This window comes from Streptomyces sp. NPDC028289 (assembly GCF_055565975.1).
Window position 1 is genome coordinate 108938 of sequence record NZ_JBVHTI010000013.1, and the last position, 20440, is coordinate 129377.

Consider the following 20440-nt stretch of genomic DNA (forward strand, 5'->3'; position numbering starts at 1 on the left):
TGCCGCTGGGATCCCCGCCGCGAGCCGTGCCGGAGCCTCCATGAGAATGGATGTTCGATTTTCGTGTCAAGCGCACCACTCGGTACTCCCGCCACTTCCCCGCAGGGCGCTCACCCACCCCTCACTCGCCGCTCGCCCATGGCTCCGGGCGTACGCGGCACGCGAGCGGGAGTGCGCTGCGTGCCGGGGGCGGCAGCCGGTGACGGGACCGCGGCACGGCGATCCGCACCACCCGGCAGGACGTTCACCCGATCGTGAGTTTCCACCTGCCCGCACCCGTCGTGCCGCGATGCTCGAAGAGGCGGCCGGGAGAGCGCCGCCCGTTGGTGCCGTGGGTGGGAGAGCGCATGACACGTGAGACGGGACGACTCGGTCTGGACGAGCAGGCCGTGCTGCTGGCGGCGGGGCTGGCCGATCTGGCGGTGAGCACGGTGGGCACCGCCTTCGGGACGTTACGGGGGCTGCTGCGCCGCTCGGACGCCGGCGCGCTGGCGGCGGAGGCCGAGCAGGACCTCACCGCGCGGGGGCGCCTGGTCCTGGACCGGTACGCGACCGTGCCCCCGGCCCATCTGGAGATCCTCGCCCGGCACGCCCTCGCCCGGCGGACCGCAGGCGATGACTGACCGCTGGGATCCGGGCGCCTTCAAGAACCGCGTCGACGAGGTGCTGCGCCGGTTCGTCGCCGAGGAGGCCGACCTGTTCGCGGCGGTCGACCCGCTGCTGGCCCCGGTGGCGGAGCAGCTGGAGGCGGCGGTCACGGACGGCAAACGGCTGCGGGCGGCGTTCTGCTACTGGGGCTGGCGTGCGGTGGGCCAGCCGGACAGCGACGCACTGGTGCGGGCGGCGGCCTCCATGGAACTGGTGCACGCCGCCGCTGTCGTACACGACGACCTCATCGACGACAGCCCGCTGCGGCACGGGCGCCCCACCCCGCACATCGCCCTGCGCGCGGCCGTACGGGACCGGCCGCGCGCCGACGACACCGCGCGGTCGCTGGCGATGCTCGTCGGCGACCTGCTGATGTCACTGGCCGGGCAGCTGTTCGCGACCTGCGGGCTGCCCGCCGCCTACCTCGCCCGGGCCCGCCCCCTGTGGTCGGTACTGGCCCGGGAGCTGATCGCGGGCGAGTGCCTGGAGATCCTGCGCACCGGATCCGGGCCGGACACCACGGCCTCGCTGAAGGTGATCCGCTACAAGACGGCCAAGTACACCGTCGAGCAGCCCCTGTTGATCGGCGGCGCCCTGGCCGGGGCCGGCGAGCGGCTGCGCGCGGGGTACTCCGCGTACGGACTGCCGCTGGGCGAGGCCTTCCAGCTCCGCGACGACCTGCTCGGCCTGTTCGGGACACCGGAGCACACCGGCAAGGCCAACGCCGACGACGTACGCGGCCACCGGCCCACCGCCCTGCTCGCGGAGACCTGGCGCCTCGCCCGTGCCGACGACCGGGAGCGGCTGGGCGCGCTGCTCGGCAGCCGTGATCTCGACGCGGACGGCCTGGACGCGGTCCGCGAGGTGATGTGCCGGCTCGGGGCACCCGACCGGATCGAGCACATGATCGGCGCCCGGGTGGCGGAAGCGCTCGACGCCCTCCACGGACTGAACGTGCCGGCCCCCGCCACCGGCGCCCTGACCTCGCTGGCCCACTCGGCCGCGGTCCGCCTGTCCTGACCCCCACGGGTGGCCCGGACGGCACCCGCGACGACAAGGAGCCCTGCCGTGATCCACACCGAGGCCTCGCTGGACACCCTGCGGCACGCCGGTGACGAACTCGCCGACGTCACGGTCGCCGCACTCTTCGAGCGCGGGGAGGTGGGCACGTTCAACACGCTGATGCGCTACGTCTCCACCGCCGGCGCTCCCCTGCCGGACGGACTGCCCGACGTCGCGCGGGAGTACCTGGAGGCCACCCGGGTGCCGCCGTCCTGGGTGGACTGGGGCGAGATGGAGAAGGCCCGGCTGTTCTTCATCGACAACAACGTGCACATCTCGACCGCGCTGTCCTTCGCCGCCATGCCGGCCTGTTACGTCGTCCCGCGCGTGGCGAAGCTGCTGTCGGCCACGCACGGGCTGAAGTACCCGTCCAAGCGCATGGCGGAGACCGGTCAGTTCACCGTCTACCTCATGCGGCCCGACGCCTTCGAGGCCGGCAGCCGCTTCGTCCCGGCCGCCCAGAAGGTGCGCCTGCTGCACGCCTCCATCCGGCACCACCTCAGGCGCGAGAACCGCTGGGACACCGAGGCGCTCGGCACGCCGATCTGCCAGGAGGACATGATCGGCGGGCAGATGTTCTTCTCCATGCTGGTCCTCGACAGCCTGCACCGGCTGGGCATCCACCTGTCCACGGAGGGCGCGGAGGCGTACTACTACGCGTGGCGGGTGGTGGGCGCCATGCTCGGCGTCGACCAGGAGGCCGTCCCGAAGACCCTCGAGGAAGCACGCGCCTTCCTCGACCTGTACATGGTCCGCCACATGGGCCCCTCCGAGGAGGGCGCGGTCCTGACCCGGCAGCTCATCGACCTGTACGAGGAGGTCGTCCCCGGCACCTTCTTCGACCCGATCGTCTCCGCCCTGATCCGCCACCTGGTCGGCGACACCTGCGCCGACTGGCTGGAGGTGCCGCGCACCCCGTGGGACACCGTCGTCAAGGCCGTACCGCACCTCCTCGGCGTCCTGGAGACCATCGAGGACCGCTCCCCGCTCGGCGCCTGGGCCCTGGACCGCCTCGGCCACCTCACCACCGTCCTCGAACTGTCCTCGCTCACCCGTGGCCGCGTCATGCACTACGCCATCCCCGAACACCTCAAGAAGGACTTCGGCGTCCCGGGCACCGTCCCCCGCACCCGCCGGTGGACCCCGCCGGCCGCCACGGTCTCCTGATCCCCCTACTCCGCGAGGCGTACGGCGGGTGCCTTCGGCCGGACGACGACCGCGCGGACGGGCCCCGGGAGGCTGGGCGCATGTCCTCCTCCCTGAAGAGTCCGCCCCGCAAGCCACCGGCGAACCCGCTGACCGGGATCCTGACCCGGGTGCGCCCCGCCGAGCGGCTCTGTCACGCGACCGGGGTGCTGCTCGTCCTCTCCGGTCTGGCGCATCTGGTGGTGTTCGCGGTCGACGGCGGCCCCTGGTACGGGCCGGTCTCCTGGCGCAAGCCCGTCACGTTCGGGCTCTCCTTCGGGCTGACGCTGATGGCGGTCACCTGGGTCACCTCCTACCTGAGGGTCGGGGAGCGGCTGCGGACCGTCCTGCTGCTCGTGTTCGCCGCCGACTGTGTGGTGGAGGTCGGCGGGATCACCCTGCAGGCGTGGCGCCGGGTGCCCTCGCACCTCGACATGGAGACGCCCTTCGACACCGCGGTGTCGATGATGCTCGCGGTGGGCGGCGGGGTCCTGGTGGTGCTGCTCACCGTCTTCGCGGTGGTGTCCTTCCGGCGCCGACCGGCCGGTCCCGTCGGCATGGCGCTCGCGGTGCGCTCCGGGTTCGCGGTCCTGCTGGTGGCGCTCGCCTCGGGAGCGGCGATGATCGCGCGCGGGGTGGTGCTCGTCCGGACCGGGCACCAGGAGGCGGCGTACGACTCGACGGCCCCGCTCAAGCCGCTGCACGGGGTCAGCCTGCACGCGGTGCTGGTCCTGCCGGCCCTGGCCCGGCTGCTGTCCCGCACCGCGTGGAGCGAGCAGACCCGGTGGCGGGTCGTGGCCGCGGCGGTGGGCTGCTACGCGGCGGCCGTCGCCGCCGCCGGGGTGTGGGCGGTACTCACCTACTGATCGCGGCGGCCGTCAGGACGGAGTGTCTCCGGAGCCCTCGGCCGGCCGCTGCCATATCAGGCGCCGCACCAGGCGCCGCGCGCGTGTGAGCGGCCCGGGGCCGCCCGTGCCCCGCCGGCGGTGCCCTTGCACCCGGGGGTCGTCCGTGACGTCGTACCGCTTCACGTAGGCGCTCAGGAACGCCTGGAGCGTGGCGACCGCCGGGATGGCGATCAGTGCGCCGACCGCGCCGAGGAGCGCGGTGCCCGCGATGACCGAGCCGAAGGCGACCGCCGGGTGGATGTCGACCGACTTGGAGGTCAGCTTGGGCTGGAGCATGTAGTTCTCGAACTGCTGGTAGATCACGACGAACACCAGCACCCACACCGCGTACAGCGGGTTGACGGTGAACGCGATCAGCATGGGCAGCGCGCCCGCGAGATAGGTGCCGATGGTGGGGATGAACTGCGAGACCAGCCCCACCCACACGCCCAGCACGGGCGCGTACGGCACGCCGAGGGCCTCCAGCAGGATGTAGTGCGCGATCCCGGAGATCAGCGCCATCACACCGCGCGAGTACAGATAGCCGCCGGTCTTGTCGACGGCGATCTCCCAGGCCCGCAGCACCTCGGCCTGGCGGGCGGGCGGCAGCACGGAGCACAGGGTGCGGCGCAGCCGGGGGCCGTCGGCGGCGAAGTAGAAGGCGAACAGCGTGATCGTCAGCAGCTGGAAGAGGCCGCCGAGCACCTGCCCGGACACGTCGAGCGCACCGGCCGCACTGTTCTGCGCGTACTTGCGCAGCCAGTCGGAGTGCAGCAGGCCCTCCTGGACGTCCACCCGCTTCAGTTCGGTGTGGAAGGTGTGGTTGACCCAGTTGATGACCGAGTCCAGGTAGTCGGGGAAGTCCTCGACGATCTTGATGATCTGCCCGGCCAGCATCGAGCCGAGCAGTGTGATGAACCCCGCGGTGGCGATCGCCAGGCCGAGGAAGACCAGGAAGGTCGCGAACCCGCGGCGCATGCCGCGGGAGGCCATCCAGCTCACCGCGGGTTCGATGGCGAGCGCCAGGAAGAACGCGATGAGGATGTTGATCAGCAGTCCGGTGAGCTGGTGGAAGGCCCAGCTGCCCAGCTGGAAGGCGGCGACGAGGGCGAGTGCCAGCACCATGGCGCGCGGCAGCCAGCGCGGCATGCGGGCGCCCGGTACCGCGGCGCCGGCGGCCGGTGATCCGGCGCGCGGCGTCGTGTCGGCCGTGTCGGCCGGGAATGCGTCCTGGGCGGTCCGCCCGTCCTCGTCAGTGGATACCACGGTGCAAGTCTCGCCTACGCCACTGACAACGCGTGGCCCTTGTCCGATCTCCGTGCACGGTCAGCGTCTCTCTCCCGGAACGTTCATGACCGCGCAGACCACGCGCCACACGTCCTTGGCCTCCCAGCCGGCGTCCAGCGCCTCGTGCACCGTCAGCCCGCCGAGCTCCGTCATCACGTGATCGCGCGCGAAGGTGTCGGCGTACCCGGAACCGAAGTGTTCCGCCATCCGCTGCCAGAAAACCGTCAACCGCATGAAACCAGTATCCCGCCCCTGAGAGTGGGCCCTGCCCGGGAGCGCCTGCCGAGACCGCTTTCCGCCCTACGGTCTTGCGCATGGCCGAAACCGGAGCTTCCCCGCTCCCCCCTACGCCCCCGGCGCACTCCCCGCTCTTCCGCGCCGAACAGTTCATGTGGCTCACCGCGCGCGTGCTGGAGCAGCGTCTCTTCTCCTACCACTTCCTGAACGGCGACCCCGATCCGGTGGAGAGCGCGCTGGACGCCTACCGCAACGAGGACGGCGGCTACGGACACGCGCTGGAGCCCGATCTGCGGGGCCCGGTGAGCCAGCCGCTGCACACCGGGCACGCGCTGCGGGTCCTGGACGCCATCGGGCGGTGCGGCGGGCAGCGGGTGGAGCGCGTGTGCCGCTATCTGACGGCCGTCTCCACGGCGGACGGGGCGCTGCCGGCGGTCCGTCCCAGCCAGCGCGGCTATCCGGCGGCGCCGTTCGTCCCGGTCGTCGACGACCCGCCCAGCGAGCTCCTGGCCACCGGTCCGGTGGTGGGCCTGCTGCACCGCAACGAGGTGTGGCACGCCTGGCTGTTCCGGGCCACCGACTTCTGCTGGCAGGCGATCGAGTACCTGGAGAAGTCGCACCCCTACGAGATCGAGGCGGCGGTCGCCTTCCTGGACACGGTGCCCGACCGCTCGCGCGCGGAGGCGGCCGCCGACCGGCTGGGCCGTCTGGTGCGCGAGCAGCGCCTGGCCGCGCTGGACCCCGGGCGCCTCGGCGCTTACCCGGTCGCACCCGGCTACGCCCCGCGCGAGCACCACTTCCCGCACGACTTCGCGAAGTCCCCGGACTCGCTCGCGCGGGCCTGGTTCACCGACGAGGAGATGACCCGCTCGCTCGACTTCCTCGCCGCCGAACAGGAGGCGGACGGCGGCTGGCCGATCCGCTGGCGCCAGTGGACACCGGCCGCCTCGCTGGAGGCCCGCCCCAGGGTGACGATCGAGGCCCTGCACACGCTCAGGGCGTACGGCCGCTTCGTGGGGTGACGGAAGTCGGCTGCCGGATGCCGGCTGAGGAGGGCCGGGTGACGGAAGTCTCAGCCGGTCACGGCGCGCAACCCCGCCGTGACCACCACGGCGACCCCGACGACGACCAGGAACGGCGCCCGCAGCACCAGCGCCACGGCCGCCGCCCCGAGCCCCGCGGCCCGGGCGTCCAGCACGAGCGCGTGCCCGTCGGCGAACGTCTGCTGGGCCGTGAGGGCGGCGAGCAGGGCCACGGGCAGCAGGGCGGCCAGCCGCCGCACCATCGGCCGCTCCAGCACGCCCGCGGGCACCAGCAGCCCGGCGAGCTTGACGGCGTAGCAGCCGAGGGCGGTCGCGCCGATCGCGATCCAGAAGTTCACCGGGTCTCCTCGGATGCCTCGTCGCGGGTGCGGTCGCGGCCGGACCGGCGGCCGGAGACGAACAGGGCGGCCGGTGCCGCCAGCGCGGCCACCAGGACCGGCACCCCGGCCGGCAGCACCGGCAGCAGGCCGAGCCCCAACAGCACCGCGAGGGCGGCGACCGCGCGGTCGGTCGTGGTCTTCAGCATGGGAGCGAGCAGGGCCAGGAAGACGGCGGGCCCGGCCGCGTCCAGGCCCCAGGCGCCGGTGTCCCCGACGGCCTTGGCGCCGAGCGCGCCGAGCAGGGTGGTGAGGTTCCACAGCACGTACAGGCTGAGCCCGGTGACGGTGAAGCCGATCCGGGCGGCGCGCCGCGTCGGCTGGGCCAGGGTGACCGCGGTGGTCTCGTCGATCACCCACTGGGCGGCGAACGGCCGTACCGCGCGCGGGAGCGCCAGCACCTGCGAGAGGCGCAACCCGTAGAACGCGTTGCGCACCCCGAGGAAGAAGGCACCGGCCGCCGCGGTCAGCGGGTTGCCGCCGGCCGCGAGTGCGCCCACCAGGGCGAACTGGGAGGCGCCGGTGAACACCAGGAGGCTGAGCGCGCAGGTCTGGAGCAGGCCGAGGCCGCTGCCGGCCGAGGTCACCCCGAAGGCGAACCCGGAGAGTCCCACGGCGACCCCGACCCCGAGGGCGTCCCTGACGACGGCGGAGTCGGGCTTCGGCCCGTCTTCGCCGCGTATGTCTGCGAGTGCTGTCTGTTGTGCCACGCCCAGGACGTTACGGACGGCCGTCCCGCACGTCTTGTACGTTCTTGCGCTCTCGCTGGTAGGCGCCCGGCGGGACACCGACGATCCGGGCGAAGTGCCGGTTGAGGTGCGGCTGGTCGGTGAAGCCCACGGCGACGGCCGCCTCGGCGGGTGCCGTGCCGGCGTCCAGCAGCAGCCGGGCGCGGCGCACCCGGGCGTCGGTCAGCCAGGTGTGCGGGGGCATGCCGTAGGCGACGCGGAACGCCCGCAGCAGCGCGAAGGGGCTGGTGCCGAGGTCGGTGGCGAGCCGCTCCAGGGTGGGCGGCTCGGCCATCCGCTCCTCCAGCACCGCACGCGCGCGTGCCGCCAGCCGGGCGCCCGCGGTACGGACCTGCCGCTGCGGCAGCGGGCCGCCGTTGAGCCGCAGCAGCCGGGTGACCGCGACGCGCAGCAGGGTGTCGGCGGCGAGCGCGTTGCCCTCGTCGGCGGCGCGCAGCACCCGGTGCACGAGGGCGACGCTGTACGGGTCGTCGAGCACCGGGCTGACGAAGCCGGGGGTGCCCCGGACGGCGGTGGTCTCGGCGGCGATCCCCGCCACGAGGTCCGGCGCCGGGTAGACGGCCCCGTACCGCCAGCCCTCGGGCACCCCGGCCCGCCCGGTGTGCGGGGTGTCCGGGTTGACCAGCGCGAGCGCCCCCGCCCCCGCGGACACGTCGGAGCCCCGGTGGTGGAAGACCTCCACACCGTCCGCGATGGCCGCGATCACGAAGTGCTCGTGCGTGTGCCGCACGAACGTCTTGCGCACATACCGGGCACGCAGCAGATCAACACCGGGCAACGCCTCATACCGCCAGTGCCGCGCCCGCTCCTCCGGTCCCGCCATACGCCCATTGTCGACCGCCCCGCTCCCGCCCGACCGCCCCCAGCCACATCCCCGCTCCCGCCCGACCGCCTTCGGCCACGTCCCGCCGCTCCCGCATCACACCCGATTGCCCTCAGCCGCCGCCCCGCTTCCACTTCCCGCCCGCCTTGCACATCCATCACCCACCGACCGCCCGACACGGCCACCATCCTCGTCCGGCCCTCCCGAGCCATTGCTCCCACCCAGGCCCCTTCGCGCGGCCGCCGACGGCGAATCCGCCCCACGGGGGCCACTCGCACCCGACGACGAAACTGTCACGGGTGGTGCGGGTGGGAACACAAGGGCCGAAGGCGAAGCCGAGGACATCTCCGCAGGTCAGAGCCGATTGTCAGTGGCCGGGTGCAGGATGGACGCATGGCGAAATCCGCACACCGGGCCCTCGACGGCTTCTCCCCCGCGACCCGCGGCTGGTTCACGGGGGCGTTTTCCGCGCCCACCGCGGCCCAGGCGGGCGCGTGGCAGGCCATCGGCGCGGGCTCGGACGTGCTGGTGGTCGCCCCGACCGGCTCCGGCAAGACACTGGCCGCCTTCCTCGCCGCCCTGGACCAGCTGGCCTCCACCCCGCCCCCGGCCGACCCGAAGAAGCGCTGCCGCGTGCTGTACGTGTCGCCGCTCAAGGCCCTCGCGGTCGACGTCGAGCGGAACCTGCGCAGCCCGCTGACCGGCATCCGCCAGGAGTCCGTCCGGCTCGGCCTGCCCGAGCCGGAGGTCAGGGTGGGCATCCGCTCCGGCGACACCCCGGCCGCCGAGCGCCGCGCCCTGTCCACCCGCCCGCCGGACATCCTGATCACCACTCCGGAGTCCCTGTTCCTGATGCTGACGTCGGCCACGCGCGACGCGCTGACCGGCATCGAGACGGTGATCCTGGACGAGGTGCACGCGGTCGCCGGCACCAAGCGCGGCGCGCACCTCGCGCTCTCCCTGGAGCGGCTGGACGAGCTGCTGCCGAGGCCGGCCCGCCGCATCGGCCTGTCGGCGACCGTCCGCCCGGTCGACGAGGTGGCCCGCTATCTCTCGCCGCGCCGTAAGGTGGAGATCGTCCAGCCGAAGTCCGGCAAGGAGTTCGACCTCTCCGTCGTCGTCCCGGTGGAGGACATGGGAGAGCTGGGCGGCTCCCCGGCCACCGACGGCGCCGAGGGCGCGGAGAAGCCGTCGATCTGGCCGCACGTGGAGGAGCGGATCGCCGACCTGGTGCAGGCCCACCGCTCGACGATCGTGTTCGCGAACTCCCGCCGCCTCGCGGAGCGGCTGTGCAACCGGCTCAACGAGATCGCCTACGAGCGCGCGACCGGCGAGCCGCTGGACGAGCACCACTCCCCGGCCGAGCTGATGGGCGGTTCGGGCGCGGCCCAGGGCGCCCCGCCGGTCCTCGCCCGCGCGCACCACGGCTCGGTCTCCAAGGAGCAGCGCGCATTGGTGGAGGAGGACCTGAAGGCGGGCCGGCTGCCCGCCGTGGTGGCCACCTCCAGTCTCGAACTGGGCATCGACATGGGCGCGGTGGACCTGGTCGTCCAGGTCGAGTCCCCGCCGTCGGTCGCCTCCGGCCTCCAGCGCGTCGGCCGCGCGGGGCACCAGGTCGGCGCGGTCTCCACCGGCGTGGTCTTCCCCAAGTACCGGGGCGACCTGGTGCAGGCGGCCGTGGTCACCGAGCGGATGCGCACCGGCTCCATCGAGTCCCTGAAGGTCCCGGCCAACCCTCTCGACGTGCTGGCCCAGCAGCTGGTCGCGATGACGTCGCTGGACACCTGGCAGGTCGACGACCTGCTCGCCACCGTCCGCCGCGCGGCGCCCTTCGCCTCGCTTCCGGAGTCGGCGTTCACCGCGGTCCTCGACATGCTCGCGGGCCGCTACCCGTCGGACGCGTTCGCCGAGCTGCGCCCGCGCGTGGTCTGGGACCGGGTCGCGGGGACGGTCACCGGCCGCCCGGGCGCCCAGCGGCTCGCCGTCACCTCCGGCGGCACCATCCCCGACCGCGGGCTCTTCGGCGTCTTCCTGGCCGGCGCCGACCCCAAGAAGGGCGGCGGCCGGGTCGGCGAGCTGGACGAGGAGATGGTGTACGAGTCCCGGGTGGGCGATGTCTTCACCCTGGGCACCAGCTCCTGGCGCATCGAGGACATCACCCGCGACCGCGTGCTCGTCTCCCCCGCCCCGGGTGTCCCGGGCCGCCTGCCTTTCTGGAAGGGCGACCAACTGGGCCGCCCGCTCGAACTGGGCCGCGCGGTCGGCGCGTTCCTGCGCGAGGTCGGCGCGCTCGCCAAGGACGACGCCCGGCTGCGCCTCCTCGCGGCGGGCCTGGACGCCTGGGCGGCGGACAACGTGCTGTCGTACCTGGACGAACAGCGCGAGGCCTGCGGCCATGTCCCTGACGACCGCACGATCGTGGTCGAGCGCTTCCGCGACGAGCTGGGCGACTGGCGGGTCGTCGTCCACTCGCCCTTCGGCGCCCAGGTCCACGCTCCCTGGGCGCTCGCCCTCGGCGCCCGGCTGTCCGAGCGGTACGGCATGGACGCCCAGGTCATGCACGCCGACGACGGCATCGTGCTGCGGCTGCCGGACGCCGACCTGATGGGCCTCGACCTGCTCGACCAGGCCCCCGTGAAGGCCGGTACGGAGTACGACGCCGAGCAGGCCCCCGTGGGCGCGGCGGACGTCGCCTTCGACAAGGGCGAGGTCGACCAGATCGTCACCGACCAGGTCGGCGGCTCGGCCCTGTTCGCCTCCCGGTTCCGCGAATGCGCCGCCCGCGCGCTCCTGCTGCCGCGCCGCAACCCCGGCAAGCGCACCCCGCTGTGGCAGCAGCGTCAGCGCGCCGCCCAGCTGCTCCAGGTGGCCAGCGAGTTCGGTTCGTTCCCGATCGTCCTGGAGGCCGTCCGCGAGTGCCTCCAGGACGTCTTCGACGTCCCCGGGCTCGTGGAGCTGATGGGTGACCTCGAATCCCGCAAGGTCCGCCTGGTCGAGGTCACCACCCCGGAGCCGTCCCCGTTCGCCCGCTCCCTCCTGTTCGGCTACGTCGCCCAGTTCCTGTACGAGGGTGACTCCCCGCTCGCCGAGCGCCGCGCGGCCGCGCTCTCCCTGGACTCCCGGCTGCTGGCCGAGCTGCTGGGCCAGGCGGAGCTGCGGGAGTTGCTCGACGCGGAGGTGCTGACCGAGCTGGAGCGCGAGCTCCAGTGGCTCGCCGAGGACCGCAGGATCAAGGACCCGGAGGGCGTCGCCGACGTGCTGCGGCTGCTCGGGCCGCTCACGGACGCCGAGTTGGCGGAGCGGGGCGCCGAGACGCAGTGGGCCGCGGAGCTGGCGGGCGCCCGGCGGGCCATCAGGGTCCGGATCGCCGGTGCCGAGCACTGGGCGGCGGTCGAGGACGCGGGCCGGCTGCGCGACGCCCTCGGCACGGCCCTGCCCGTCGGCGTCCCCGAGGCGTTCACCGAGCCCGTGAAGGACCCGCTCGGCGACCTCCTCGCCCGGTACGCGCGCACCCACGGCCCGTTCACGTCGACCACCGCGGCCGGCCGCTTCGGGCTCGGGGTGGCGGTCACGGAGGGCGCGCTGCAGCGGCTCGCCGCGAGCGGGCGGGTGGTGCAGGGCGAGTTCCATCCGGCGGGCATCGGCCAGGAGTGGTGCGACGCGGCGGTGCTGCGCAGGCTGCGCCGCCGTTCGCTGGCCGCGCTCCGGCACGAGCTGGAGCCGGTGGCACCGGCCGCGCTCGCCCAGTTCCTGCCGCAGTGGCAGCACATCGGCAAGGGGCACGGGCTGCGCGGCGTCGACGGACTGGTGCGCGCCGTGGAGCAGTTGCAGGGCGCGTCCGTACCGGCGTCGGCTCTGGAGAAGCTGGTCCTGCCGTCCCGCGTGGCGAACTACTCGCCCGCGATGCTCGACGAACTCACCGCGGCCGGCGAGCTCGTGTGGGCCGGCGCGGGAGCCCTGCCCGGCAAGGACGGCTGGGTCTCCCTGTATCTGGCGGACGCGGCCCCCGTGCTCCTCCCGCCGCCGCACCCCCTGGAGCTGACCGCTCTCCACCAGTCCGTCCTCGACGCCCTCTCCGGCGGCTACGGCCTGTTCTTCCGGCAGATCGCCGACCAGGTCCGCGCCACCACCCACCCCGACGCCACCGATCCCCAACTGGCCGACGCCGTCTGGGACCTGGCCTGGTCCGGGCGGCTCACCAACGACACGCTGGCCCCGATGCGCTCTCTGCTCGGCTCGGGGCGTACCGCGGGCTCCACCGCGCACCGCGCCAAGCGCGCCGTCCCGCGCGGCCGCTACGGCTCCCTGACGGCCGCCGCCCGGCCCGCCTCCCGTACCGGCCCGCCGACCGTGGCCGGGCGCTGGTCCCTGCTGCCGCAGCGCGAGCCGGACACCACCGTGCGCGCCCACGCCCTGGCCCGTACCCTCCTCGACCGGCACGGCGTGGTGACCCGGGGCGCGGTGGCGGCGGAGGGCGTCGAGGGCGGCTTCTCGGCGGTGTACCGGATCCTGTCGGCGTTCGAGGAGAGCGGCCAGGCGCGCCGGGGTTACGTCGTGGAGGGCCTGGGGGCGGCCCAGTTCGCGATGGACGGCGCGGTCGACCGGCTGCGGGCGGTGTCCAACGCCCGCGAGCGGGGCGAGAGCCCGCCGGGCACCGGCTTCGGAAGCACCGGCCCCTCCGGACCCGCCGCGTTCACCGGCCCGAACGGCGGCCACGGCACACCCGCCGACCCCCTGGATCCCCTCGGCCCGTTCGACACGGCCGGTCTCCCCGACCTGGACGGCGACTTCACCTGGCCGCCAGAGCCGCCCACCGCCCCCGGCGACTACGTCTCCCCCAAGGACCTCGCCCCCGCCGACCCGTTCGCGGCCCCCGGCTACGGCGGCCCCCGAGGCGGCAGCCCCGCGAACCCCTACAACACGAACCCGTACGCCTACGGCAACCGCCACACCCGCGCCCCCGCCGCCCCCGGCCCCGGAGCCGTGGTCCTCGCCGCCGCCGACCCGGCGAACGCCTACGGCGCCGCCCTCGGCTGGCCCGAGCCCCCGACCGGCGCCGGGCACAAACCGGGCCGCAAGGCCGGCTCGCTCGTCGTCCTGGTCGACGGCGAGCTGACGCTCTACATGGAGCGGGGCGGCAAGACCCTGCTGGCCTGGCCCGCCACCCCGGACACGGCCGCCACCGACGACACCCGGCTCCGTAGCGCGGCGGAGGCCCTCGCGGCCGCCGCCCGCGCGGGCACCCTCGGCACGGTGACGGTGGAGCGCGTCAACGGCGCCTCGGCCCTGACCTCCCCACTCGGCACCCTCCTGGAGGCAGCCGGCTTCATCGCGACCCCGCGCGGCCTGCGCCTGCGGGCGTGAAGCACGGTGCGTGCCTCACCTCCCGCCCCCTCCGTGCCACCCTTGACCCATGCCCGAAGGTGACACGGTCTGGCAGGCCGCGAGGCGCCTGCACGACGCGCTCGCGGGCCAGGTGCTGACCCGCAGCGACTTCCGGGTGCCCAAGTACGCCACGGTCGACCTCAGCGGCCGTACGGTCCTCGGCACCACCCCGCGCGGCAAGCACCTGCTCACCCGCTTCGAGGGCGACCTGACCCTGCACACGCACCTGCGGATGGAGGGCGCCTGGAAGGTCTACGGCACCGGTGAGCGCTGGCGGGGCGGTCCCGCGCACCAGATCCGGGCGATCCTCTCCACCGCCGACCGCGCGGCCGTCGGATACCGCCTCCAGGTCCTGGAGTTCCTGCGCACCGGCGAGGAGGAACGCGCAGTGGGCCACCTCGGCCCCGATCTGCTGGGCCCCGACTGGAACCCCGACCGCGCCCTGGCCAACCTCCTCGCGGACCCCGCCCGCCCGCTCGGCGAGGCCCTGCTCGACCAGCGCAACCTCGCCGGGATCGGCAACATCTACAAGAGCGAGCTCTGCTTCCTGATCGGCGCGACCCCCTGGCTCCCGGTCGGCGCGCTCCCCGCCGACCGCGCCGCGATCCTCCCCGGCCTCGCCCAGCGCCTCCTGGACGCCAACCGCGACCGCGTGGTCCGCCGCACCACCGGCCTGCGCGACCACGACCTCTACGTCTACGGCCGCGCACCCCGCCCCTGCCTGCGCTGCCACACCCCGATCCGGCTCGCCGACCAGGGCGACGGCTCCCGCGAGCGCCCCACCTACTGGTGCCCCGCCTGCCAGACCGGCCCGGCCCCCGCCCCGAGTTCCCGGCGCGCCCACGGAACCCGCCCCCGTACGACTAATTGACGACCCGTCAGAACTGCTCGTACCGTCCCCTCATGTCCCTCAAGGCGTACGACCTCACCGGACGCACCGCATTCGTCACCGGCGCCGCCGGCGGCATCGGCCGGGCGTCCGCCGTGCTGCTCGCCGAGGCGGGCGCGACCGTGCACTGCGCCGACCGGGACGCGGACGGCCTGCACGAGACGGCGGCGCTGATCAAGGACCGGGGCGGCTCCGCCCGCACCCACACCCTCGACGTCACCGACCGGGCGCGGCTCGGGGAGGCCGTGCGGTCCTGCGGGCGGCTGGACGTCATGGCGGCGATCGCCGGGATCATGCACCGCAGCCCGGTCCTGGAGACCAGGGACGAGGACCTCGACCGGGTGCTGGGCGTCAACTTCAAGGGCGTGCTGTACGCCTGCCAGGAGGCGGTCCGGCTGATGCTGGACGGGCGGAGCGGGGGCAGCATCATCACCATGGCCTCCGGGGCGATCGACACCGGCGGCCCCGGCCTGCTCTGCTACGGCGCCGCCAAGGCGGCCGTGGTCCAGCTGACCAAGACGCTCGCCAACGAGGTCGGCCGGCAGGGCATCCGCGTCAACGCGGTCGCCCCGGGCTGGACCCGCACCCCCATGACCGACCGCGACGACAGCGCGGAGCAGCAGCAGACGGAGGCCCGGATGGCCCGGAAGTCACCGCTGGGCCGGGTCGGCGAGGCCGCGGACGTCGCGCACGCCGTGCTCTACCTGGCGTCCGACGCCTCCTCGTTCACGACGGGCCAGATCCTGCGCCCGAACGGAGGGGTGGCGATGCCCTGGTAGCCCCCTGGATCCGCCAGGCCGTCCGCCAGCGCGCCGGCCCCAGGGCCCCCGCCGCACGGGCTCTCGGCACGCAGTTCACCGGCAGCAGGCTCAGTCCCCACCCGCCGGCGGCCACGGTCCCTTCCAGGGCCCCGGCGCTGTCGGCGAAGGTGATCCGCAGCACGGCCCACCACCACACCGCCGCGAACCCCAGCGCAACCCCCCAGCGCACTATCCGCCCCACCATGGCCGTCACCTCCAGCCGGACGCTAGAACGCCGCCCGGCCCACCGGGGAGGCGCACCGAGGGCTCACCGATGCAACGGCCGTGGACCGGCATCGGCCTCTGCTACGCGTTCTCCGCCTGGCACATCCAGTGCTGCTGCTCCGGATCCGCCGCGATCCCGACGAAGAGGTTCGGGCAGCGGGCTCTTCACGGCGTGCATGCGTTGTCTCCGGTCGTCGGCCCCCGGCAAGCGTCCCTCCACCATGACCGGGACGGCGGACACCGGCAAATGGACGCATGCCGTCCACAGAGGCACGAAAGCCCCGGCCGCTCCCTCCCGGGTCTCCCCGGCAGGGCCCCGGCCGGGGCCTCGCGCACTTCTTCGGCGCCAGGTCGGCGCCGCGTCGGTCTACATCCGCGCAGGCGTCACGCGGCGACCACGTCCACCGCCTCGGCGGGCGCTTTGATGGTCACCCGTTCCGGTGGCACACCGGTCACCGAGACGGTACCCAGCATCGGGCGAACCGGCGTGGGCACGGGCTCGGTGGCCTGGGCGGACTGGGCCAGCTCGGCGAGGGCGAGCTCGTCGCTCACTTCCCGCATGAGCTCGGACATCCGTACGTCCAGCGCGTCGCAGATGGCGGAGAGCAGCTCGGAGGAAGCCTCCTTCTGCCCCCGCTCCACCTCGGAGAGATAGCCGAGTGAGACTCGGGCGGACGAGGAGACTTCGCGCAGAGTACGGCCCTGGCGCTGGCGCTGCCGACGCAGCACGTCACCCAGCAGGCGACGGAGCAGAATCATCGGTGGCTCCCTCCTCGGACCGCGTAGCCGCATCCTTCACGCCCCACCGTACCGCCTTGCGCCGCGGCCGTGCGGGGAGCGATGTCGTGTTCACTCAGGGCTGCAAACATCAAAACCCCCCGTTCTGTTCCGTATCCTGTGTCCGCTCATTCCCGGTCTGTTCGCTCGCAAGCTCCCTCAGAAGCAGTGCGAGTACGCTCCGTACACTCTCTCTACGAATTTCCGCGCGGTCGCCGTTCAACCGCAGGGCCTCCACTTTTCCGCCAGCGGCGGAACCGGAACCAGGGCCGAACGGCCCGTCCACGGCCACGAAGACCGTCCCGACCGGTTGGCCGTCCTGCGGTTCCGGTCCGGCGACTCCGGTGGTCGCGAGGCCCCAGTCGGCACCCAGCGCCTTGCGTACTCCGGCGGCCATCTGGGCCGCGACCTGCGGATCCACCGCGCCCCGCTGCGCCAGCAGGGTGGCGTCGACGCCCAGCAGGCGGTGCTTCAGCTCGGTGGCGTAGGCGGTGACGGAGCCCCGGAACGCCTTGGACGCTCCCGGCACCGTCGTGATCTCCGCCGCGACCAGGCCGCCGGTCAGCGACTCGGCGACAGCCAGGGTCTCACCCCTCACCGTCAGTAGTCGCACCAGTTCGGCGGCCGTGGAATTCACTCTTCCGTCTCCTCCGACGCTGTCGCGCGCTCGGCGATTCCGTGCCGCCGCAGCACAATGGCCTGTCTCACATAGTCGAGGCCGGTGACGACGGTCAGGACGACGGCCGCGGCCATCACCCAGAACCTCAGGGTCGCCAGCCACCCCGTCAGTGCCAGCACGTACATCCCGACGGCCACGCCCTGGGTGAGGGTCTTGAGCTTGCCGCCGCGGCTGGCCGGGATCACGCCGTAGCGGATGACCACGAAACGCATCAGCGTGATGCCGAGTTCCCGGGCGAGGATCACGATCGTCACCCACCAGGGCAGATCGCCCAGCCCGGACAGGCAGATCAGCGCCGCCCCCATGATCGCCTTGTCGGCGATGGGATCGGCGATCTTCCCGAAGTCGGTGACGAGGTTGTAGGTGCGTGCCAGATGCCCGTCGAACAGGTCGGTGATCATGGCGATGGCGAAGGCCGCCCAGGCGAGCGAACGCCACGCCGGGTCGTATCCGCCGCCGGCCAGCATCAGCGCGACGAAGCCGGGCACCAGGACCAGCCGGAGCATGGTCAGCAGATTGGCGACGTTCCACAGGCTGGCCTGGTTGACGGCGGCAGCGGCGATCTTCCCGCCGCGCGCGGGCCGCTCGCCGTCGCGGGCGCCGGAGTCACGGGAACCGGGGTCCGGGGCGGCACCGGAGGTGGCGGCGGAGCCCGGGGCGCCGTGCGCGCCGGAGGAGCCGCCCGCGGCGGACGCCGGGACTCCGGTCATCTGCCGGCCTCCTCACTCCATGCGGGCGAGCCCTGCAACGGCTCGGCCACCAGGTCGACACCTTCCGTACCGACCACCTTCGCCTCGACCATACGGCCGACGCGCAGTCCCGCGCCGCTGGTGAGCAGCACCTGGCCGTCCGTCTCGGGCGCCTGGTGGGCCGCCCGGCCGTGGACGCCGTCCTCGTCGTCCACGGACTCCACGAGGACGTGCACGGTCTCGCCGAGGCGCTCCTCGGCCCGCTGCGAGACGAGCTCCTCGGCGAGCCGGGAAATGTGCCCGAGACGCTCGGCCACGACCTCCTCGGCGAGCTTGTTCTCGTACGTGGCCGCCTCGGTGCCCTCCTCGTCGGAGTAGCCGAAGACACCGATGGCGTCCAGGCGCGCGCCGTTCAGGAAGCGCTCCAGCTCGCCGAGATCGGACTCGGACTCGCCGGGGAAGCCGACGATGAAGTTGGAGCGGACGCCGGCCTGCGGCGCCTTGCTCCGGATGGTGTCGAGGAGCTCCAGGAAGCGGTCGGTGTCGCCGAAGCGGCGCATGGCCCGCAGCACGCCCGGGGCGGAGTGCTGGAAGGACAGGTCGAAGTACGGGACGACCTTCGGGGTGGAGGTCAGCACGTCGATCAGGCCGGGGCGCATCTCGGCGGGCTGGAGGTAGCTGACCCGCACCCGCTCGACGCCGTCCACCTCGGCCAGCTCGGGCAGCAGGGACTCCAGGAGGCGGATGTCGCCGAGGTCCTTGCCGTAGGAGGTGTTGTTCTCGGAGACCAGCATGATCTCCTTCACGCCCTGCTCGGCCAGCCACCGGGTCTCGTTCAGCACGTCGCTCGGGCGCCGTGAGATGAAGGAGCCGCGGAAGGACGGGATGGCGCAGAAGGAGCAGCGCCGGTCGCAGCCGGAGGCGAGCTTGACCGAGGCGACGGGGGCGCCGTCCAGGCGGCGGCGCAGGGGCGCACGCGGGCCGGAGGCGGGCGCGACGCCCTCGGGGAGGTCGGCCGGGCCGTGCCCCGGGAGCGCCACCGCGGCGGCCGAGTCCTGCCGCTCGGCGGGGCTGATGGGCAGCAGCTTGCGGCGGTCGCGCGGGGTGTGCGAGGCGTGGATGCCGCCGTTCAGGATGGTCTGCAGGCGGTCGGAGATGTCGGAGTAGTCGTCGAAGCCGAGCACGCCGTCCGCCTCGGGCAGCGCCTCGGCGAGCTCCTTGCCGTACCGCTCGGCCATGCAGCCCACCGCCACGACGGCCTGGGTTCTGCCGTGCCCCTTGAGGTCGTTGGCCTCCAGGAGGGCGTCGACCGAGTCCTTCTTGGCGGCCTCGACGAATCCACAGGTGTTGACGACGGCGACATCCGCGTCCGATGCGTCCTCGACGAGCTGCCAGCCGTCCGCCTCCAAACGGCCTGCGAGCTCCTCCGAGTCCACCTCGTTACGGGCGCAGCCGAGAGTGACGAGTGCGACGGTACGGCGTTCAGGCATGGGCTCAAGACTACTTTGTCTGACTGACAGCCCACGTCGAAGGGGCTGGCCGATCATGGCCAACCCCTTGTGTACGTGCATGATCCGAACGATTATCCGACTTCTGGGTCGCCCTTGGTGTACGTCAGACGCTCCACCGCGCCCGGCCGGAACTGGTCCTCGATCTTCTTGCCGTTGACGTAGAGCTGGATGGCTCCGGCGTCGCCGAGGATCAGGTTGATCTTGGAGCTGTCCTGGAAGGTCTTGGAGTCGCCCTTCTTCAGGAGCCCGTCGAAGAGCATCCGGCCGTTGTGGTCCTTGGCCGAGATCCAGCTGCGTCCGTTGACCGCGCTGACCTGGACGGTGACCTTGTCCTGGGGCGCGGCGGCGATCGCGCTGTCGGAGGGCTCGGGGGTCTTGCCGGGCTTGCTCTCCTTCGGGGTCGGCGAGACCGGCTTGCTGGTCGTCGGGGCGGGGCCCTCGGCGACCGACTGCTTGGCGTCGTCGCCGTCGCCGCCCTTGAAGGCGGTGAAGCCGACGAAACCGATCACGACGACGATCGCGGCGACCATGGCCGCCGTCCAGTTGGGTCCGCGCCGCTCGGGGCGGATACGTTCCGCCTCGAACAGCGGCGCGGCGGGCGTCGGCGCGGGCCGCCCACCACCGTGCTCCGCCGCGAACTGCGCGAGCAGCGGCTCGGGGTCGAGACCGACGGCCTTCGCCAGGGTCCGGATGTGCCCGCGGGCGTAGACGTCGCCGCCGCAGGGGGCGAAGTCGTCGGCCTCGATGGCGTGCACGATGGCGATACGGACCCGGGTGCTCCCGCTGATGTCGTCGACGGTCAGCCCGGCGGCGATGCGGGCCTGCTTGAGGGCTCGGCCTACGGAGGGGCGGTTTTCCTCGGACACGTCTGGGAACGGACGCTCGTCTTCAGGGGAGTTGCTGCCGATGGACACGGGGGCGCCTTTCGAGCGTGTAGCCACCTGTGCTGGAGGTTCAGTCTATGGGGGGTACAAAAGGGTGAGGCAACCGGGCGGTACGACTTTGTACGCCATCGGTATGGCCCGACATCCCGATGACGGGTCAGGTGCGCGCCCCAGAATGGGGTACACACCTTTCCTCTCGCTCAACTTGACGTACGTCAAAGGGAAACGGTTGCCCGACGGTCCCTAACGGGTGGATCACGGCGATGACTCCACCCGGCCCGCAGACGCCCGTAGCCCTCGGAC

18 protein-coding genes are annotated in these 20440 nt (G+C 73.2%); 8 read left to right on the forward strand and 10 right to left on the reverse strand.

Annotated features, from left to right (window positions below; genetic code table 11):
- The first annotated feature begins 347 nt into the window (after window positions 1-347).
- The 4 genes from ACZ4UV_RS47720 to ACZ4UV_RS47735 all read left to right on the forward strand — a co-directional run bounded on the left by ACZ4UV_RS47720 (window position 348) and on the right by ACZ4UV_RS47735 (window position 3761).
- Entirely contained in the window at window positions 348-623 is a 276-nt protein-coding gene (locus tag ACZ4UV_RS47720; protein WP_351484932.1) for a polyprenyl synthetase, read from the forward strand.
- Complete coding sequence (locus ACZ4UV_RS47725) at window positions 616-1668, forward strand: polyprenyl synthetase family protein (RefSeq protein ID WP_451017812.1); 1053 nt, start codon at window positions 616-618, stop codon at window positions 1666-1668. Before ACZ4UV_RS47720 ends, ACZ4UV_RS47725 begins: the two co-directional genes overlap by 8 nt.
- Window positions 1669-1716: 48 nt before the next feature.
- Window positions 1717-2877 (forward strand): oxygenase MpaB family protein, encoded by a 1161-nt coding sequence (locus tag ACZ4UV_RS47730; RefSeq protein ID WP_451017813.1) that lies wholly within the window; start codon window positions 1717-1719, stop codon window positions 2875-2877.
- Between the two features lie 80 nt (window positions 2878-2957).
- Window positions 2958-3761, forward strand: coding sequence for a hypothetical protein (locus ACZ4UV_RS47735; protein ID WP_451017814.1), 804 nt, complete (start codon window positions 2958-2960; stop codon window positions 3759-3761).
- 12 nt (window positions 3762-3773) lie between these two features.
- Here the strand turns inward: ACZ4UV_RS47735 and ACZ4UV_RS47740 are convergent, their stop codons facing one another.
- Window positions 3774-5048 carry an AI-2E family transporter gene (locus ACZ4UV_RS47740; RefSeq protein WP_390035149.1) on the reverse strand — a complete coding sequence of 425 codons (1275 nt, stop codon included), beginning with the start codon at window positions 5046-5048 and terminating at the stop codon, window positions 3774-3776.
- 60 nt (window positions 5049-5108) lie between these two features.
- Complete coding sequence (locus tag ACZ4UV_RS47745) at window positions 5109-5303, reverse strand: DUF3046 domain-containing protein (RefSeq protein WP_351484938.1); 195 nt, start codon at window positions 5301-5303, stop codon at window positions 5109-5111.
- Between the two features lie 80 nt (window positions 5304-5383).
- On the opposite strand from ACZ4UV_RS47745, the gene ACZ4UV_RS47750 reads away from it, so the two are divergent.
- The gene (locus ACZ4UV_RS47750; RefSeq protein WP_390035150.1) at window positions 5384-6328 is read left to right on the forward strand and encodes a hypothetical protein; all 945 of its coding nucleotides are present in this window, start codon (window positions 5384-5386) and stop codon (window positions 6326-6328) included.
- Window positions 6329-6378: 50 nt separating this feature from the next.
- Here ACZ4UV_RS47750 and ACZ4UV_RS47755 read toward each other — a convergent pair whose 3' ends face one another.
- Genes ACZ4UV_RS47755 through ACZ4UV_RS47765 form a run of 3 tightly spaced genes read right to left on the reverse strand, consistent with a single transcriptional unit; the run spans window position 6379 to window position 8298 of the window.
- On the reverse strand, window positions 6379-6687 hold the full coding sequence (locus ACZ4UV_RS47755; protein WP_390035151.1) for an AzlD domain-containing protein: 309 nt from the start codon (window positions 6685-6687) through the stop codon (window positions 6379-6381).
- Entirely contained in the window at window positions 6684-7436 is a 753-nt protein-coding gene (locus tag ACZ4UV_RS47760; protein WP_351484942.1) for an AzlC family ABC transporter permease, read from the reverse strand. The genes ACZ4UV_RS47755 and ACZ4UV_RS47760 overlap by 4 nt, the downstream gene beginning before the upstream one ends.
- A gap of 10 nt (window positions 7437-7446) precedes the next feature.
- Window positions 7447-8298 carry an AraC family transcriptional regulator gene (locus tag ACZ4UV_RS47765; RefSeq protein ID WP_467848004.1) on the reverse strand — a complete coding sequence of 284 codons (852 nt, stop codon included), beginning with the start codon at window positions 8296-8298 and terminating at the stop codon, window positions 7447-7449.
- A gap of 393 nt (window positions 8299-8691) precedes the next feature.
- On the opposite strand from ACZ4UV_RS47765, the gene ACZ4UV_RS47770 reads away from it, so the two are divergent.
- Genes ACZ4UV_RS47770 through ACZ4UV_RS47780 form a run of 3 tightly spaced genes read left to right on the forward strand, consistent with a single transcriptional unit; the run spans window position 8692 to window position 15351 of the window.
- Entirely contained in the window at window positions 8692-13662 is a 4971-nt protein-coding gene (locus ACZ4UV_RS47770) for an ATP-dependent helicase (protein ID WP_451018632.1), read from the forward strand.
- Between the two features lie 49 nt (window positions 13663-13711).
- Window positions 13712-14554, forward strand: coding sequence for an Fpg/Nei family DNA glycosylase (locus ACZ4UV_RS47775; RefSeq protein WP_467848008.1), 843 nt, complete (start codon window positions 13712-13714; stop codon window positions 14552-14554).
- A 32-nt stretch (window positions 14555-14586) separates the two neighbouring features.
- Window positions 14587-15351 carry an SDR family NAD(P)-dependent oxidoreductase gene (locus ACZ4UV_RS47780; protein ID WP_451018634.1) on the forward strand — a complete coding sequence of 255 codons (765 nt, stop codon included), beginning with the start codon at window positions 14587-14589 and terminating at the stop codon, window positions 15349-15351.
- A 630-nt stretch (window positions 15352-15981) separates the two neighbouring features.
- On the opposite strand, the gene ACZ4UV_RS47785 is transcribed toward ACZ4UV_RS47780, so the two are convergent.
- The 5 genes from ACZ4UV_RS47785 to ACZ4UV_RS47805 form a co-directional block, all read right to left on the reverse strand.
- Window positions 15982-16356 (reverse strand): helix-turn-helix domain-containing protein, encoded by a 375-nt coding sequence (locus tag ACZ4UV_RS47785; RefSeq protein WP_351484950.1) that lies wholly within the window; start codon window positions 16354-16356, stop codon window positions 15982-15984.
- Between the two features lie 109 nt (window positions 16357-16465).
- The gene (locus ACZ4UV_RS47790) at window positions 16466-17011 is read right to left on the reverse strand and encodes a CinA family protein (RefSeq protein ID WP_467848015.1); all 546 of its coding nucleotides are present in this window, start codon (window positions 17009-17011) and stop codon (window positions 16466-16468) included.
- Window positions 17008-17763 (reverse strand): CDP-diacylglycerol--glycerol-3-phosphate 3-phosphatidyltransferase, encoded by a 756-nt coding sequence (pgsA, locus tag ACZ4UV_RS47795; RefSeq protein ID WP_467848021.1) that lies wholly within the window; start codon window positions 17761-17763, stop codon window positions 17008-17010. Before pgsA ends, ACZ4UV_RS47790 begins: the two co-directional genes overlap by 4 nt.
- Window positions 17760-19232 carry a 30S ribosomal protein S12 methylthiotransferase RimO gene (gene rimO / locus ACZ4UV_RS47800; RefSeq protein WP_451018636.1) on the reverse strand — a complete coding sequence of 491 codons (1473 nt, stop codon included), beginning with the start codon at window positions 19230-19232 and terminating at the stop codon, window positions 17760-17762. Before rimO ends, pgsA begins: the two co-directional genes overlap by 4 nt.
- 92 nt (window positions 19233-19324) lie before the next feature.
- A complete protein-coding gene (locus ACZ4UV_RS47805) occupies window positions 19325-20167 on the reverse strand; it encodes a helix-turn-helix domain-containing protein (RefSeq protein ID WP_351484957.1) in 843 nt (280 codons plus the stop codon).
- Window positions 20168-20440 lie beyond the last annotated feature (273 nt).

What these genes read in the sequence shown, in the direction of transcription:
- ACZ4UV_RS47775 (WP_467848008.1), top strand. Translation starts at nt 13,712, where the DNA reads ATGCCCGAAGGTGACACGGTCTGGCAGGCCGCGAGGCGCCTGCACGAC.
- ACZ4UV_RS47765 (WP_467848004.1), bottom strand. Translation starts at nt 8,298, where the DNA reads ATGGCGGGACCGGAGGAGCGGGCGCGGCACTGGCGGTATGAGGCGTTG.
- rimO (WP_451018636.1), bottom strand. Translation starts at nt 19,232, where the DNA reads ATGCCTGAACGCCGTACCGTCGCACTCGTCACTCTCGGCTGCGCCCGT.
- pgsA (WP_467848021.1), bottom strand. Translation starts at nt 17,763, where the DNA reads ATGACCGGAGTCCCGGCGTCCGCCGCGGGCGGCTCCTCCGGCGCGCAC.
- ACZ4UV_RS47780 (WP_451018634.1), top strand. Translation starts at nt 14,587, where the DNA reads ATGTCCCTCAAGGCGTACGACCTCACCGGACGCACCGCATTCGTCACC.
- ACZ4UV_RS47720 (WP_351484932.1), top strand. Translation starts at nt 348, where the DNA reads ATGACACGTGAGACGGGACGACTCGGTCTGGACGAGCAGGCCGTGCTG.
- ACZ4UV_RS47745 (WP_351484938.1), bottom strand. Translation starts at nt 5,303, where the DNA reads ATGCGGTTGACGGTTTTCTGGCAGCGGATGGCGGAACACTTCGGTTCC.
- ACZ4UV_RS47735 (WP_451017814.1), top strand. Translation starts at nt 2,958, where the DNA reads ATGTCCTCCTCCCTGAAGAGTCCGCCCCGCAAGCCACCGGCGAACCCG.
- ACZ4UV_RS47770 (WP_451018632.1), top strand. Translation starts at nt 8,692, where the DNA reads ATGGCGAAATCCGCACACCGGGCCCTCGACGGCTTCTCCCCCGCGACC.
- ACZ4UV_RS47725 (WP_451017812.1), top strand. Translation starts at nt 616, where the DNA reads ATGACTGACCGCTGGGATCCGGGCGCCTTCAAGAACCGCGTCGACGAG.
- ACZ4UV_RS47785 (WP_351484950.1), bottom strand. Translation starts at nt 16,356, where the DNA reads ATGATTCTGCTCCGTCGCCTGCTGGGTGACGTGCTGCGTCGGCAGCGC.
- ACZ4UV_RS47750 (WP_390035150.1), top strand. Translation starts at nt 5,384, where the DNA reads ATGGCCGAAACCGGAGCTTCCCCGCTCCCCCCTACGCCCCCGGCGCAC.